The sequence below is a fragment of the Limnochorda pilosa genome (assembly GCF_001544015.1).
GTDB classification, from domain to species: Bacteria; Bacillota; Limnochordia; order Limnochordales; family Limnochordaceae; genus Limnochorda; species Limnochorda pilosa.
This window is the reverse complement of the sequence record NZ_AP014924.1, coordinates 3,176,829-3,190,997: the sequence shown is the minus strand read 5'-3', so window position 1 is coordinate 3,190,997 and position 14,169 is coordinate 3,176,829. Positions and strand designations below refer to the sequence as shown.

Annotated in this window: 11 protein-coding genes; 6 read left to right on the top strand and 5 right to left on the bottom strand. The window is 71.8% G+C overall.

From position 1 onward, the window contains the following. Window positions 1–2: 2 nt before the first annotated feature. A complete protein-coding gene (locus LIP_RS14155; protein WP_068142102.1) occupies window positions 3–971 on the top strand; it encodes a M42 family metallopeptidase in 969 nt (322 codons plus the stop codon). A 10-nt stretch (window positions 972–981) separates the two neighbouring features. Here the strand turns inward: LIP_RS14155 and LIP_RS14150 are convergent, their stop codons facing one another. After that, entirely contained in the window at window positions 982–2,307 is a 1,326-nt protein-coding gene (locus LIP_RS14150; RefSeq protein WP_068142091.1) for an aspartate aminotransferase family protein, read from the bottom strand. A 159-nt stretch (window positions 2,308–2,466) separates the two neighbouring features. Here LIP_RS14150 and LIP_RS19040 point away from each other — a divergent pair, with 159 nt between their 5' ends. The 5 genes from LIP_RS19040 to LIP_RS14130 all read left to right on the top strand — a co-directional run bounded on the left by LIP_RS19040 (window position 2,467) and on the right by LIP_RS14130 (window position 8,774). Then, window positions 2,467–2,631 (top strand): hypothetical protein, encoded by a 165-nt coding sequence (locus LIP_RS19040; protein WP_158509697.1) that lies wholly within the window; start codon window positions 2,467–2,469, stop codon window positions 2,629–2,631. Between the two features lie 132 nt (window positions 2,632–2,763). Beyond that, window positions 2,764–3,612, top strand: coding sequence for a D-amino acid aminotransferase (locus LIP_RS14145; protein WP_068142087.1), 849 nt, complete (start codon window positions 2,764–2,766; stop codon window positions 3,610–3,612). Continuing rightward, window positions 3,609–5,408, top strand: a complete 1,800-nt coding sequence (locus LIP_RS20140) for a HEAT repeat domain-containing protein (protein ID WP_068139783.1) — start codon at window positions 3,609–3,611, stop codon at window positions 5,406–5,408. The genes LIP_RS14145 and LIP_RS20140 overlap by 4 nt, the downstream gene beginning before the upstream one ends. Before the next feature lie 581 nt (window positions 5,409–5,989). Further along, a complete protein-coding gene (gene glmS, locus LIP_RS14135; RefSeq protein WP_068139780.1) occupies window positions 5,990–7,897 on the top strand; it encodes a glutamine--fructose-6-phosphate transaminase (isomerizing) in 1,908 nt (635 codons plus the stop codon). A gap of 34 nt (window positions 7,898–7,931) precedes the next feature. Beyond that, window positions 7,932–8,774: a deoxyribonuclease IV gene (locus tag LIP_RS14130; RefSeq protein WP_068139777.1), complete on the top strand. Its 843-nt coding sequence runs from the start codon at window positions 7,932–7,934 to the stop codon at window positions 8,772–8,774. Window position 8,775: 1 nt separating this feature from the next. Here the strand turns inward: LIP_RS14130 and LIP_RS14125 are convergent, their stop codons facing one another. The 4 genes from LIP_RS14125 to LIP_RS14115 form a co-directional block, all read right to left on the bottom strand. Continuing rightward, complete coding sequence (locus tag LIP_RS14125) at window positions 8,776–10,125, bottom strand: oligosaccharide flippase family protein (RefSeq protein WP_068139773.1); 1,350 nt, start codon at window positions 10,123–10,125, stop codon at window positions 8,776–8,778. Window positions 10,126–10,248: 123 nt separating this feature from the next. After that, the gene (locus LIP_RS19035; protein WP_158509696.1) at window positions 10,249–10,404 is read right to left on the bottom strand and encodes a hypothetical protein; all 156 of its coding nucleotides are present in this window, start codon (window positions 10,402–10,404) and stop codon (window positions 10,249–10,251) included. 105 nt (window positions 10,405–10,509) lie between these two features. After that, window positions 10,510–12,354: an ABC transporter ATP-binding protein gene (locus tag LIP_RS14120; protein WP_082726661.1), complete on the bottom strand. Its 1,845-nt coding sequence runs from the start codon at window positions 12,352–12,354 to the stop codon at window positions 10,510–10,512. A 56-nt stretch (window positions 12,355–12,410) separates the two neighbouring features. Beyond that, the gene (locus LIP_RS14115) at window positions 12,411–14,162 is read right to left on the bottom strand and encodes an ABC transporter ATP-binding protein (protein ID WP_068139770.1); all 1,752 of its coding nucleotides are present in this window, start codon (window positions 14,160–14,162) and stop codon (window positions 12,411–12,413) included. Window positions 14,163–14,169: the final 7 nt, after the last annotated feature.

Genomic DNA, 14,169 nt, shown 5'->3' with positions numbered 1-14,169 from the left:
CCATGGGGCCCTCGGGGGCCGAGGGTGAGGTCCGGCGGGTGCTCGAGGAGGAGCTCCGGGGAAGGGTGGACCGGCTCGAGACCGACGCGCTGGGCAACCTCTACGCGATCCGGGAGCCCGGCGGCCCGGGCGGGCTCACGGTCATGCTCGACGCCCACACCGACGAGATCGGGCTGGTGGTGACCTACATCGAGGAGGAAGGCTTTCTCCGGGTGGCCCCCATCGGCGGTGTCTCGCCGCAGGTGGCCTTGGGCCAGCGTGTGCGCTTCGCGGGCGGGGCCGAGGGCAGCGTGGCCGCCGATTACCTGGAGGAGATCAAGGACCTGGAGCTGAGCCACCTGCTGGTGGACATCGGCGCCTCCTCCCGGAGCGAGGCGGCCGCCCGGGTCCAGGTGGGCGAGGCGGGCGTCTTCGTGCGCCCGGTGGCCGAGGCCGGCGAGCACCGGCTCATCGCCAAGGCGGCCGACGACCGGGCCGGCTGCGCGGTGCTGGTGGAGACCCTGAAGGCTCTGGACGGCTCACCCCACCGGGTGGTCGCCGTCTTCGCGGTGCAGGAGGAGGTGGGCCTGCGGGGCGCCCGGACCGCTGCCTTCCGGGTCCAGCCGGACCTGGCCGTCGCCGTGGACGTGACCCCCACGGGGGACACCCCCAAGGCGCCCAAGCGGGCGGTGGAGCTGGGCAAGGGTCCGGCCGTCAAGGCCATGGACCGGAGCGTCATCGCGCATCCGGCCGTGCGGCGGCTCCTGACCGAGACGGCCCGGGAGGCCGGCATACCCTACCAGGTGGAGGTGCTCACGGCCGGGGGGACCGACGCCGGGCCGATCCACACCAGCCGGAACGGCGTGCCCACCGGAGCTGTCTCCATCCCATGCCGGCACCTCCACACACCTGCGGAGATGGTGGACCTGCGGGACATGGAGGGGGCGAAGGAGCTGCTGCTCGCGGTGCTGCGGCGGCCGGTGCTGCTCTGAGCCGGAGCCCTCAGTCCAGGCTCCTGAACGCCTCCGCGGCTGCCTCCAACGTCTGTTCCACATCGGCCTCGGTGTGGGCGGCTGTGACGAACCAGACCTCGTACTTGGAGGGGGCCAGGTGCACGCCCCGCTGAAGCATGGCGCGGAAGAAGCGGGCGAACCGCTCGGAGTCGCTTCGCTCGCAGCCCGCGAAGTCGTCCACGGGCTCGCCCGTGAAGTAGAGGGCGATCGCCCCGCCCATCTGGTGCACCTGGACGGGGACGCCCGCCCGGCCTGCCGCGTCGCGCAGCCCCTGGGCCAGGCGACGGCCCAGGCGCTCGAGGCGCGCATAGAGGCCTTCTTCCCGGAGCGCCTCCAGGCAGGCAAGGCCGGCCGCCATCGAGAGCGGGTGGCCCGCCCAGGTGCCGTCCTGGTACATGGGGCCCAGGGGGGCCACCAGGTCCATGATCTCCGCCCTGGCCCCGTAGGCGCCGATGGGCATACCGCCCCCGATGATCTTGCCCAGCACGGTGATATCGGGCCGGAGGCCGAAGCGGTCCTGCACCGCCCCGTAGCCGAAGCGGAACGCGGTGATCACCTCGTCGAAGATGACCAGCGCGCCGGCTGCGTGCGCCTGCTCCACCAGCGCCTCCAGGTAGCCCGGCTTCGGCGGGACCAGCCCGAAGTTCCCCACCACGGGCTCCACCAGCACCGCCGCGACCTGGGCCCCCTGCCGGAACAGGACCTCCTCCAGGGGCTCGATCTGGTTGTACGGCAGGCTGATCACGTCCTCCATCACCCCGGGGGGGATGCCTGCCGAGTCCGCGATGCCCAGGGTGGAGAACCCCGAACCTGCCGAGACCAGCACCGGATCCGAGTGGCCGTGGTAGGAGCCGTCGAACTTGACCAGCTTCGTCTTGCCCGTGAAGGCCCGGGCCAGGCGGATCGCAGTCATCACCGCCTCGGTGCCGGAGGCGGTGAAGCGGACCCGGTCCACCGAGGGGATGACCTGGCAGAGGCGCTCGTCCAGCTCCACCTCCAGCGGGGTGGGGGTGCCGAAGAGGAGCCCGTCCGGGGCGACCCTCCGTACCGCCTCCACCACCCGCTCGGGGGCGTGGCCCAGGATGATGGCGCCGTAACCGGAAAGGTAGTCGATGTAGCGGTGGCCGTCGGCGTCGAAGAGGTAGGCGCCCTCACCCCGCACCATGAACCGGGGGGCGCCGCCACCCACGGCCGCATAGGAGCGGGAGGGGGAGTGAACGCCCCCGCTGGCCACGGCCAGGGCCCTTCGGAAGAGGTCTTCGGACGCGGCGGTCGACGCGGAGCGGGTCGGGTGGGACACGAACCATTCCTCCATGGGCGTGGTATGCGGGCAGGCCGCGGGGCGCGGGCAGGCCCGGGCCAGGTCCGGGGGGTCGCAGACGACCCCCGGCACGCCGGAAGAGGTTCGCTTCCCGTTGGGAGGATCCTGCCGTCCTCCCGGCCCTCGGGGAAGGCTGGTACGGGGGGATGCTCGATGGATCATACCTACGTTCGTTGCCTGGGATGCGGCGGCGTCCGGGTGGAGGAACGGAGCGCCACCTTTCCTTACGCCAAGGGGCAGGTTCCTTGCCCCGACTGCGGGGAGCGGAAGTGGGAGGTGCTGGAGAGGGATCCCGATGACGTGCCGGCGCGCCCGTGAGGGAGGGCGCGGCGCGGGAACCGGGGCGCGGCTCTTCCGCGGGCGCGCGCGGCGAAGGGGAGCGGGCCTTCGGGGGCGAATCCAGATGCGAATCCGTCGAGCGCGGCCAGGCTGGCAGGGAGGGGAACCGTGGTGGGCGAGTGGGTCTACCTGAACGGCGAGTTCAAGCCATACGACGAGGCGTGCCTGTCGGTGGAGGACCGGGGTTTCCTCTTCGCCGACGGGATCTACGAGGTGATCTACGTCCACCGGGGCCGGGCCTTTCGCATGGAGGACCACCTCGCGCGGTTGCAGCGCAGCGCCGCGGCGGTCCGGCTGGAGCTGCCCCGGCCCGCAGCCGACCTGGAGGCCGCGGCCGGCGCCCTCACCGCCCGCAACGGGCTGGAGGCCGAAGAGGCCACGGTCTACCTGGAGCTCACCCGGGGGTCGGCCCCGCGGCAGCACGCCTTTCCAGCCCAGCCGCGGCCCACCCTGCTCATGATCGCCCGGAAAGCCCACCGCCCCGAACCGGAGAAGCTCGAGCGCGGCGTCTCCGTCATCACCGTGCCCGACGAGCGGTGGCACTGGTGTCATGTCAAGTCCGTGGGGCTGCTCCCCAACGTCCTGGCCAAGCAGCAGGCCGTGGAGTCCGGGGCCTTCGAGGCTGTCTTCGTCCGGGACGGCCGGGTCACCGAAGGGAGCAGCACCAACCTGTTCGCGGTCTTCGACGGAGTCCTCTGGACCCACCCGGCGGACCGGTGGATCCTGGGCGGCGTCACCCGCAGCGTGGTGCTGGAGCTGGCCGGGCGCTTGGAGATCACGGTACGGGAAGAGGCTGTGGAGGCGAGCCGCCTGGGCCGGGCCGACGAGCTCTTCCTGACGGGCACCACCACCACCGTGCTGCCTGTGGTTCGGGTGGACGGGCGGGCGGTGGGGTCCGGAGAGCCCGGACCCCTTACCCGGCGGCTGCAGGAGGCGTATCTTCAGGAGCTCGAGGCATGACTGCCCCGGCCGTCCTTGCCCACCATCTCGGTCGCCTCCGTTCCCCCGCCTGGCGGCCGCGGGCCCAGGCGGCTCGGATGCTGGCGGCGGACGCGGACCTGCCCGAAGTGGCGCAGGCACTGGCGGCGGTGGCCCGGGGCGACTCGAACCTGGCCGTGCGCATCCAGGCCCTGAGGGCCGTGGCTCGTTCGGGGCGCCCCGAGGCGCGGGGGTTGCTGGAAGAGGTCCTGGCCGGCGGCCCCGAGCCGCTGCAGGAGCACGCCCTGTCGGGGCTGGCCGAGTGGGGGGTGGCTTCGGGCCGGGAAGAGGAGGCGGCGCGGCGACTCCTGGACGCCACCCAGTGCGGCGACGACCCCGACGCGCTCCGCCGGCGCGGTATCGCGCTCTACGCCCTGGGGGAGCTGGACGTCGCCGGCGTGGGCGAGGCGCTCGACCGGTTCTTCGAAGCCGACGACTGGCCCACGGCCGGCGGGGCGTGGAGCAGCGCCGCCTACCGCAAGCAGAGGCGGCGCCTGCCCGACATCCTCCGTTGGGTGGAGAGCGCCCCGGACGAGTGGGTGCACGACCAGGCCCTCAAGACCGCCAGGCTCCTGGCGGACGTGCAAGGCTCCTACTACCAGCTCTCCTTCTCCGTTGAACCCGAGTGGGTCCAGGGCCTCGACGGGGCGTTTCCCGACGGGGCGAGGAACCAGGCCCGCCCTGCGCTGGAGCGCGTGGCCAGAGCGTGGCGTGCCGGCGACTACCCGGAAGCGCTGGGGACCATGGGCTGGCTCGCCTCCCTGCTGCTGGTGGAGCTGGGCAGGGCCCACGGGCTGCCCGGCTGGGAGGGAGGGGCCGGCGATGGAGATCCGGCCCGCTGGCTGCGTGAGGTGGACGAGCTCTCGTGGGCGCGGCTCTCCCTGATCCTGTACCTGGCCGAGAGGCCCCGCTTCTTCGACGGGCGGATCCGGCGCTGGGCCGAGGAGGAGCTGCGGACGGCGGCCGCGTGCTTCCTCGAGACCTTCCCACGGGTGGTTCGGCTGGACCGGGCCTGGTCCGGGCGGGACCCGGCGGAGGGTGCGACCGAGGAAGGCCGGAAGGTCTGGCAGCTCGACGCGGACCAGGAGCGCGCCCCCTACGCCCTCCTGGTACGCCTGAAGCGCCTGGGGAAGGAAGCCCTTCCCGCGCTCAGGGCCTTCCTGGAGGACTCCCTGGTGCTCCACGGGCACGCCTGGGCGCTGGAGGTCCTGGGGGAGGTGGGGGAAGCCCAGGACCTGGATCGCCTCCTGGCGCTTACGACCTATCCCCCCCTGGCTGAGGCGGCTCAGGCGGCCACAGCCCGCTTCGGGCCCGCCGCCCTGGTGAGGGTCTCCCCCTGGCTCCGCCGGGCTGACGAAGGGGCCCGGATCGCCGCCGCCGGCGTGGTGAGCCGCATCCCCCTGCCCGAGAGCTGGCTTGCCCTCGGGGAGCTCCTGCCGGGATCCGAGGGGCCGCTCTTCCAGGCGGCGGTGAGAGGGCTCGTGCGCCTGGGAGGGCCTGCCTCCCTGGAGGCGCTGGCGGCCGCGGGGCGCTCGCTGGACGGAGAGCGGGCCCTCCTGGCTCGCCAGGCCGCCGTCTACCTGGCGGGATGGGAGGAAGATCACGGGGAGATCCTCAGAGAGTGGCGGGACGTGCCGCTCCTGGGACCCCTCCCGGACCCGGCGGTGGTGGGCGTGCACGAGTTCGACGTCTACACCGGCCCCGACCACGAAGACCCCCCCGATCCCGACGACCGCCTGCCCGACCCCCTCCCCGTCCTGGAACCGGAAGGCTCTTGAACCTTCACCTGCCCGCCGAATAGAATGAGGGCGGCCTGCGAAGGTCTCCCGCGCCCGGGAAGGAGAACGCCCGCCCGGGGCGAAGGAGGGAACCGTGGGGCTGGGCGCCGTTTCCAGGTACCCCGCGCGAAGGGGGCGAGCGTCGGGCGGAAGCTGATCCGGCCAGGAGCCGGACTTCGCCACAACCGAAAAGCAGCGCCTGCACTCGCCGCGCCCGAAGGCGGCGAGTGGACGAGGCAGTGGTTCATCGAAGCATTCGGCGGGTGCCACTCGGCCGGCCACGGTCGTAAGGGGTCCCTCAAAGCCGCCGGGCGACCGGCGGGACAAAGGGGGCCTTGGTGGTCCAGCCTTCCGGTGGGGAGGCTGGCGGTTCCGTGCCCACAGGGGCAAGACAAGCCAGGAGCGGCGCGTCCTTGAGATGCGCCGGGAGGTGTGGCTGCCTGTCTCCAGGTGGCCGCTGGCGCGGTCCGTGACGGACGCGCCTTTTTGTTTTCCTCCCCAGGCTGCCACGCCGGGGCAGGGTCCGGTGCAGGCGGGCAAGCGGGGAGCGCGACAAGGGAGACGACGAGGAGTGTGGCGCCATGTGCGGCATCATCGGGTACACGGGGCCCCGGCCTACAGCCGAGGTCCTGCTGCGAGGGCTGGAGCGCCTCGAGTACCGGGGGTACGACTCGGCTGGCCTGGCCATCCTCGACGGCGGCGTGGTCCGGGCCGTCAAGGTCGTGGGGAGGGTGGAACGGCTGAAGGAGCGGGTCGCGGTGGAAGGCCCGGCCGGCGGGCTGGCGGGGATCGGCCACACCCGCTGGGCCACGCACGGGGAGCCCAGCGAGCGGAACGCCCACCCGCACCTGGACTGCTACCAGCGGATCGCCGTGGTCCACAACGGGATCCTGGAGAACCACGGAGAGTTGCGCCGCTGGCTGGAATCCGAGGGGCACCGCTTCCGCTCCGAGACGGACACCGAGGTGCTGGCCCACCTGGTGGAGCACGCCTTCGAAGGCGACCTGGAGGAGGCGGTGCGGGCCGCGCTCCAGCGGGTGGAAGGCTCGTACGCGGTGGCGGTGGTGGCCGCCCACGATCCGGACGCGGTGGTGGCGGCCCGGCACGAGAGCCCCCTGGTGGTGGGCCTGGGGAAGGGCGAGAATTGGGTGGCCAGCGATATCCCCACCCTGAGCACCTTCACCGGGAACATGCTCGTTCTGGAGGACGGCGAGGTGGCCTCCATCCACCCGGATCGGGTACGGGTGCGCACCCTGGACGGGCGGGGCGTGGAACGGCCCATCTTCCGCGTCGAGTGGCAGGCGGAACGAAGCCTGAAGGGCGCCTTCGACGACTACATGCTCAAGGAGATCCACGAGCAGCCCGAGGCGCTCGGGAGGCTCCTGGAGCCGCTGCGCGGGCCCGGGGCGCCGGGCAGGGCCCCCCTCGGCCGGGGAGCCCGGAACGGATCCAGGACCCTGCCGAACGGTCGTGGCACCTCCGAAGCGCAGGTCGCCGGCCTCCGGTGGCTGCCCGAGCTCCCCACGAACGTCGACGAGGTCTGGTTCGTCGCGTGCGGCACCGCCTACCATGCGGCCCGGCTGGCCGCAAGCTACACCGATGAGCTCGCGGACCTTCCCTCCCGGGCCGAGTTGGCCAGTGAGTTCCGCTACGGCCAGCCCCGCGTCGGTCCCCGCAGCCTGGTGGTGGTGATCAGCCAGTCCGGTGAGACCGCCGACACCCTGGGCGCCCTGAGGGAGGCGCAGAGGCTCGGGGCGCCCACGGTCGCCGTGGTGAACGTGGAGGGCAGCACCATCGGCCGGGAGGCGGACCAGGTGCTGCCCCTGCGGGCAGGTGACGAGATCGCCGTCGCCTCCACCAAGGCCTTCACCGCCCAGGTGGTGGCGGGGCTCCTCCTGGCCCTGCGACTCGGTCAGGCCCGGGGCGTCCTCCGCCCGGAACGATCGGGCGGGATCCTGGAGGGGCTGCGCTTACTGCCCGAGCAGGTGGCCGCCATGCTGGCCGTCCAGGAGGCCCGCATGCAGGAGCTGGCCACCCGCTGGCGCGACCGGCGCGACCTCTTCTTCATCGGGCGGGGGCGGGACCTGGCCGTCGCCATGGAAGGCCAGCTGAAGCTGAAGGAGATCTCCTACCTCCACGCCGAAGCCCTGGCGGGCGGGGAGCTGAAGCACGGCACCCTCTCCCTCATCACCGAGGGCGTGCCGGTGGTGGGCCTGGCCACCCAGCCGGACCTGGCCGTGAAGATGGCAGGGAACCTGCAGGAGACCCGCTCGCGCGGCGCCGAGGTCCTGGTCGTGGTGGGACCCGAGGCCGAGGGCGTCACCGAGCTGGCCTTCATGAGCGTCGTCCTGCCGCAGGGCGTGGACCCGCTCCTGAGGCCTGTGCTGGCCGTAGTGCCGCTCCAGCTCCTGGCCTACGCGGTGGCCAAGGGGAGGGGCCTGGACGTCGACAAGCCCCGCAACCTCGCCAAGAGCGTCACCGTCGAGTAGCGGCGGGACGCGTCGACAGGAAGGACGTGGCTGATTGCACCTGGGCTGTCACCTGAGCGTGGGCAGGGGGTTCGACAAGGCGGTGGAGCGGGCGCACGAGCTGGGGGCGGAGAACCTCCAGTACTTCCCCAAGAACCCGCGCAGCTTTCGCCTGAAGGCGGTGGACCGGGAGGCATGCGAGCGCGCCTCGCGTGCCGCTCGGGAGGAGGGTTTCCTCTCCGTGGCCCACTCGCCCTACGTCACCAACCTCTCCACCCCCGACGAGGAGCTGGCGGGCATCACCGTCGCGTCCATCGCCAACGACCTGGAGATCGCCGAGGCCTACGGGAGCCCCTACGTCGTCGTGCACTGCGGGCGGCACATGGGCCAGGGCGAAGAGGCGGGCATCCGGCGCATGGTGGAGCTCCTGGACCGCATCCACGAGCACTACGGGGGTCCGGCGAAGCTCTTGCTCGAGAACACCGCGGGCCAGGGAACCGAGCTGGGCACCCGGTTCCAGGAGCTGGCCGAGATCCGCTCGCGCCTGGCGGAGCCCGAGCGGGCGGGCTACTGCGTCGACACCTGCCACGCGTTCGCCGCCGGCGTCCTCGACTTCCGGCACTGGGACCGATTCCTGGAGGAGATCCAGCGCGACGGCTTCCTGGACTCGGTGGGGCTCTTCCACCTGAACGACAGCCGCTTCGAGGCAGGAAGCCACCGCGACCGCCACGCCAAGCTCGGCCAGGGCGCGATCGGCAAAGAGAACCTCACCCGGTTCCTCGCGGAGCCGCTCTTCCAGGAGATCCCCTTCATCCTGGAGACGCCCGTGGCCGATGAGGCCGAGTACGGCCAGGAGATGCGCTTCGCCCGGGAGTGGGTGGCCTCCGCCCGGACCTAGCTCAAGGTACGGAGAGGCGGCGCAGGAGCCCGCGCCCGTTCAACAGCGCGGAGAGGACCTCGTCCGCCACCAGGGCCCAGGCGGCGCCCAGGATGGCCAGGCTGGGCCTGGCCACCAGGGCGTGAATCAGCGCAAGCCGGAGGGCGCTGGCCGCCAGGAAGGTGGCCAGGGGGGTGCGGGTGTCGCCCAGCCCCAGGAGCGCCGCCGTGAGGGTGTGGTTCACGTAGGCGAAGGGCGCCGAGAGAGCCAGGATCCGCACCTGGTCTGCGACGTGCGGCGCCCCGTAAAGAAGCTCCGAGATCCGCGCCGGCTGCCAGAGGAAGAGGGCCATGCTCCCCAGGCCTACCGCGGCCGCGAGCGCCAGAGCCCGCCCCAGGCGGTGGCGGATGGTACCCCACCGGCCCCGGGCGGCTTGGGCGGCCAGATCGGGCATGAGCACCTGGGTGATGGGCCAGACGACCACCATGGGGAGGTAGAGGAGCGGCAGGGCCATGCCCATCAGCTCCCCATAGAGCGTGGTCGCCTGGGCCGGCGCCAGACCCGCCACTGCCAGGCGGCGGGGGATCAGCACCGCGTTCACGGTCGCCGTGAGGTTGTTCACCAGCTGGAGCAGGAGAAGCGGCGCCGCGAGGTGGAGGAGTGCCCGGCCCACCGGAACCTGGTCGAGGAGCATCACCCAGACGCGGCCCGGTGTCCGGGAGGGGTGCAGCCCAATCCGGCTCAGGGTTCGCCGTCCGGGCAAGACCCCCAAGCGCGCGGCCAGGAAGAAGAGGCTCGCCGCCTCGCCCAGGGCCGAGCCCAGCACGATGGCCGCCGCCACTGCCGCCTGCCCCCGCGGGAGGGCCAGCAGGGCCAGCCCCAGCACCGCCCCCACCCGGGCTACCTGCTCCACCGACTGGGCCAGCGCCAGGTCCGCCATGAGCTGCCGCCCCTGGGCCGCGGCCCGGAGGAGCATGGCCAGCGCGGCGGGAGCCAGCCAGAGGGGGAGGGCTCGCACCGCCAGGACGCTGCGGCCGTCGGTGAGCAAACGCTGGCTGATCCACGGGGTGAGGAGAGAGAGGCCCAGGGCGACGGCCAGGGTGGCCAGGGCGGCCAGCGCCAGCCCGGCCCGCTCCACCTGGCGGGACTGCAAGGCGCGGGAGCGGCCCAAGGCGTCGGAGGTCATCTGCGCAACCGGGGCAGGCAACCCCAGAGTGGCCAGGTGGAGGGCCAGGCGGAAGACAGGGAAGGCCATCTGGAAGAGGCCTATGGCCTCCGCCCCCACCAGCCGGACGAGCACCACCCGGTAGACGGCGCCCAGCCCCCGTGCGAAGAGGCCGGCGGCCCCCAGCCAGATGGCCCCCCTGAGCAAGGACGAACGCAGCTCCGAACGCTCCTTCCCGCCACGGCAGAGCCTCTGGGGAAGGATATCGCCGAGACCTGCGACGAAGAACCGCGCGGCGGCCTGGTGTCGCCCGGAACGCTCTGGGAGCCGTCAGTCCTTACCCGCTTCGACGGGCTCGGCCCGCTTCACCTGGTACGAGGCCGAGCGCGTTCCCTTCTCCCGGTGCTTCTGGAGAGCCAGGTCGCTCCAGACCCTGCGGAAGTATCCGGGCTCGGACCAGCAGCGCCAGGTCTCGATCTGGTTCATTCCTTCTCCCCCCTTCGCGGCGCGGTGTGCCTCCACTCTGTTACCAGGGTACACGGACCGACGGCGGCACGTGGTAGGTGCAGGTTCCCAACGCGGAGCGTAGCCTCACCGCCCCGCCGTATCCGCACGCTGGGCGCCGTCCCCGGCGCCTGGCTCGCCCGTAAGGCCGCCCGCGCCCAGCTGCTCGCGGTACTGGAGCTGGTAGAGCCGCCAGTAGAGACCGCCGCGGGCCAGCAGCTCCTGGTGGGTCCCGGCCTCCCGGATGCGGCCCCGGTGGAGCACCAGGATCTGGTCCGCCCGCTGGATGGTGGAGAGGCGGTGGGCTACCACCAGGGTCGTCCGGCCGGCCATGAGGGTACGGAGGGCCTGCTGCACCACCTGCTCGGTCTCGGTGTCGATGCTGGCCGTGGCCTCGTCCAGAACCAGGATGCGGGGATCCGCCGCCAGGGCGCGGGCGAAGGCCAGCAGCTGCCGCTGGCCGGCCGAGAAGGTGGAGCCCCTCTCGCTCACCGGCTCCTGATAGCCCCGGGGAAGCGCCTCGATCCAGCGGTCGGCGTGGACGGCGGCCGCCGCCCGGCGGACCTCCTCGTCCGAGAGCGGGTGGCTCAGCCGGATGTTGTCCGCGACGCTGCCGGAGAAGAGGAAGACGTCCTGGAGCACCACGCCGATCTGGGAGCGGAGCTCCGCCTGGGGGATCTCCCGGACGTCCACGCCGTCCACGAGGATCCGCCCCCGCTGGACGTCGTAGAAGCGGCACAGAAGGTTGATGATCGAGCTCTTGCCCGCGCCCGTGTGGCCCACCAGGGCGATGGTCTGGCCCGGCTCCGCGTGGAAGCTGACGTCCTGGAGGACCCATTCCTCGTCCCGGTACGCGAAGAAGACGTGCTCGAAGTCGATGGCGCCCCGGATGGGCCGGACGTGGCGCGGGCGGCTGGGCTCGGGGATCTCCTCGCGGTGGTCCAGGAGCTGGAAGATTCGCTCCGAGGAGGCCATGGCCGCCTGCATGATGTTGTACTTCTCGGTCAGGTCGTTGATAGGCCGGAAGAACTGCTGCAGGTAGTTGACGAAGGCGTAGAGGACCCCGAAGGAGAGGTCGCCCGCCAGGACCCGCACGCCGCCGTACCAGAGGAGGATCGCGAGCCCCAGCGAGGAGGCCAGGTCCATCAGCGGACGGAAGACCGCGAAGTAGGTGAGCTCCCGCATGCTCGCATCGTAGTACCCCCGGTTGACCGCCTCGAAGGCCCGGGCCTGGCGGGCTTCCTGGTGGAAGGCCTGGACCGTCTTCATACCCGCCAGGTTCTCCGCGAAGAAGGCGTTGATGCGGGCCAGGCGGGTGCGCACGTCCCGGTAGGCCGAACGGGCCTTGACCCGGAAGATCACCGAGGCCGCTGCGATCAGGGGCAGGACCGCCATGCTCACCAGGGCGAGGCGGGGATGGAGGTGGACCATCACCAGCACGATGCCGGCCAGGATGAAGACGTCCTGGAAGAGGTTGACCACCACGTTGGTGTACATCTCGTTCAGCTGCTCGGTGTCGTTGGTCACCCGGGTGACCAGCCGCCCGATGGGCGTCCGGTCGAAGAAGGCCAGAGGACGCCCCTGAAGGTGGCGGAAGATCTGCTGCCGCAGGTCGAAGATGATCCGCTGCCCGGTCCACTGCAGGAGGTAGAACTGCACGTAAAGGAGCCCGAAGGCCAGGGCCTGCAGCACCAGCAGGATCAGAGCCAGCACGACCACGGCCCGCAGGTGGCCCTCCAGCTCGGCGCCCTCCGGGCGCGCCAGGCTCTGGCCGGCCTGGAGCCCCGTGGTGACCGTGGAGAGGTGGTCGTCGATGGCGAGCTTGACCAGGTACGGCCGGGCCAGGTCCGCGGCGGTGATCAGCAGGAGCAGCCCGATGCTGAGGACGATCCAGCCCGCGTACGGCCGCGCGTAGCGCAGCAACCGTCGCATGAGCCGGCCGTCGTACGCCTTGCCCAGGACCTCTTCGTCGTGGAAGTCGGCCACCCTCAGGCCTCCTCCGCCAGGCTCTGCTCCAGGAGCTGGCGCTGATGGATCCAGGCGTAGAGCCCCCCGCGGGCCACGAGCTGGAGGTGGGTCCCCCGCTCCGCCACCCGGCCTTCGTCCAGGATCAGGATCTGGTCCGCCTGCTGGACCGTGGAGATACGGTGGGCGATGAGGATCGTGGTGCGGCTCCGGATGACGTCGCGCAGCCCGGACAAGATCCGGTCCTCGGTCTGGGTGTCCACCGCCGAGAGCGCGTCATCCAGGATGAGGATGGTGGGATCCTTGGCCACCGCCCGGGCGATGGCCACCCGCTGCCGCTGGCCGCCGGAGAGGGTGACGCCCCGCTCGCCCACCTCGGTGGCGTACCCATGGGGCAGCGCGGCGACCTCTTCGTCGATGCAGGCGATGCGGGATGCCTCCTCGATCCGCCCTGGCGGGGGCTCTTCGAGGGCGAAGCCGATGTTGGCGGCCACGCTGGTGGAGAAGAGGAAGCTCTCCTGGGAGACGTAGCCGATCGCCTCGCGCACCCTGGCGAGCGGCAGGTCCAGGATGTCGTGCCCGTCCAGGAAGACGGTGCCCCGGGGCGGGTCGTAGAGCCGCAACAGGATCTGGGCCAGGGTGCTCTTGCCCGAACCGGTCCGGCCCACCAGGGCCAGGGTCTGCCCCGGCTCCAGCCGGAAGCTCACGTCCCGCAGCGCGGGCGAGGGGCTGCCCGGGTAGGTGAAGGTGAGGTGGCGGACCTCGATCGAGCCCCGGAGCCGTGCCACGTCCAGAGGGCGTTTCGCCTCCTGGACCTCGGAGCGCTGGGCGAAGATCACGTTCAGCCGCCCCATGGAGGCCGCACCCCTCTGGAGGTGGTTGATGACGAAGCCCAGGGCCATCACGGGCCACGTGAGCATGCCCAGGTAGCTGTTGAAGGCGACGAAGTCGCCGAGGGAGATGTGGCCGCGCAGAACCAGGGTCCCACCGTACCCCAGCACCACCACGAAGCCCAGCCCCGAGACGAACTGCACCAGGGGCTGGAAGAGTGCCCAGACCCGCACCAGGTGCATGTTGGTGCGAACGTAGGCCCGGTTGGCCTCGGTGAACTTGGCCTCCTCCGCCTCCTCCTGGGCGAAGGAGCGGACGACGCGAATGCCCGCCAGGTTCTCCTGCACGTGGTCGGTCAGCGCCGAGAAAGCCTCCTGCACCCGGCGGAAGCGGCGGTGGATCTGGCCGCCGAAGTGGGCCACCGCCCAGGCCAGGAAGGGGAGGGGGAGAAGGGCCAGGAGCGTCAGGCGCCAGTCGGCCACCAGGACCATGGAGATCACCGTGGCCACCGTGAGGAAGAGGGAGTCGGCCGCCATGACGATGCCCGGCCCCATCGCCATGCGGACCGCGGACACGTCGTTGGTCGCGTGGGCCATCAGGTCCCCGGTCTTGTGCCGGTCGAAGAAGCTGGGCGAGAGGCCCTGCAGGTGCTCGAAGAGCTGCTGGCGCAAGGTGTAGTCCAGGAGGCGGGCCGTCCCCATGATGTACATCCGCCAGAAGTAGCGGCCGATGGCGATCAGGACGGCGACGCCCAGGATCAGGCCCGCGTAGCGTGCCGCCTTGTCCAGGGTCAGGTGGCCCTGCTCGTAGGCGTCCGCAAAGAGGCCCAGCAGCCTGGGCGTGACCAGCTGGAGCAGGTCGACCGCCAGCAGCCAGAGGATGCCGAGGGCGTACCGGTGCCAGTACCGCTTGAAAAAGGTTCGCAAGGCGAGGAACTCGTGCACCCGCCGG

Bases quoted from the DNA above. Each gene is read 5' to 3' on its own strand.
- LIP_RS14150 (WP_068142091.1), bottom strand. From the start codon at position 2,307: ATGGAGGAATGGTTCGTGTCCCACCCGACCCGCTCCGCGTCGACCGCC.
- LIP_RS14120 (WP_082726661.1), bottom strand. From the start codon at position 12,354: ATGCGACGGTTGCTGCGCTACGCGCGGCCGTACGCGGGCTGGATCGTC.
- LIP_RS19035 (WP_158509696.1), bottom strand. From the start codon at position 10,404: ATGAACCAGATCGAGACCTGGCGCTGCTGGTCCGAGCCCGGATACTTC.
- LIP_RS20140 (WP_068139783.1), top strand. From the start codon at position 3,609: ATGACTGCCCCGGCCGTCCTTGCCCACCATCTCGGTCGCCTCCGTTCC.
- LIP_RS14155 (WP_068142102.1), top strand. From the start codon at position 3: ATGGGGCCCTCGGGGGCCGAGGGTGAGGTCCGGCGGGTGCTCGAGGAG.
- glmS (WP_068139780.1), top strand. From the start codon at position 5,990: ATGTGCGGCATCATCGGGTACACGGGGCCCCGGCCTACAGCCGAGGTC.
- LIP_RS19040 (WP_158509697.1), top strand. From the start codon at position 2,467: ATGGATCATACCTACGTTCGTTGCCTGGGATGCGGCGGCGTCCGGGTG.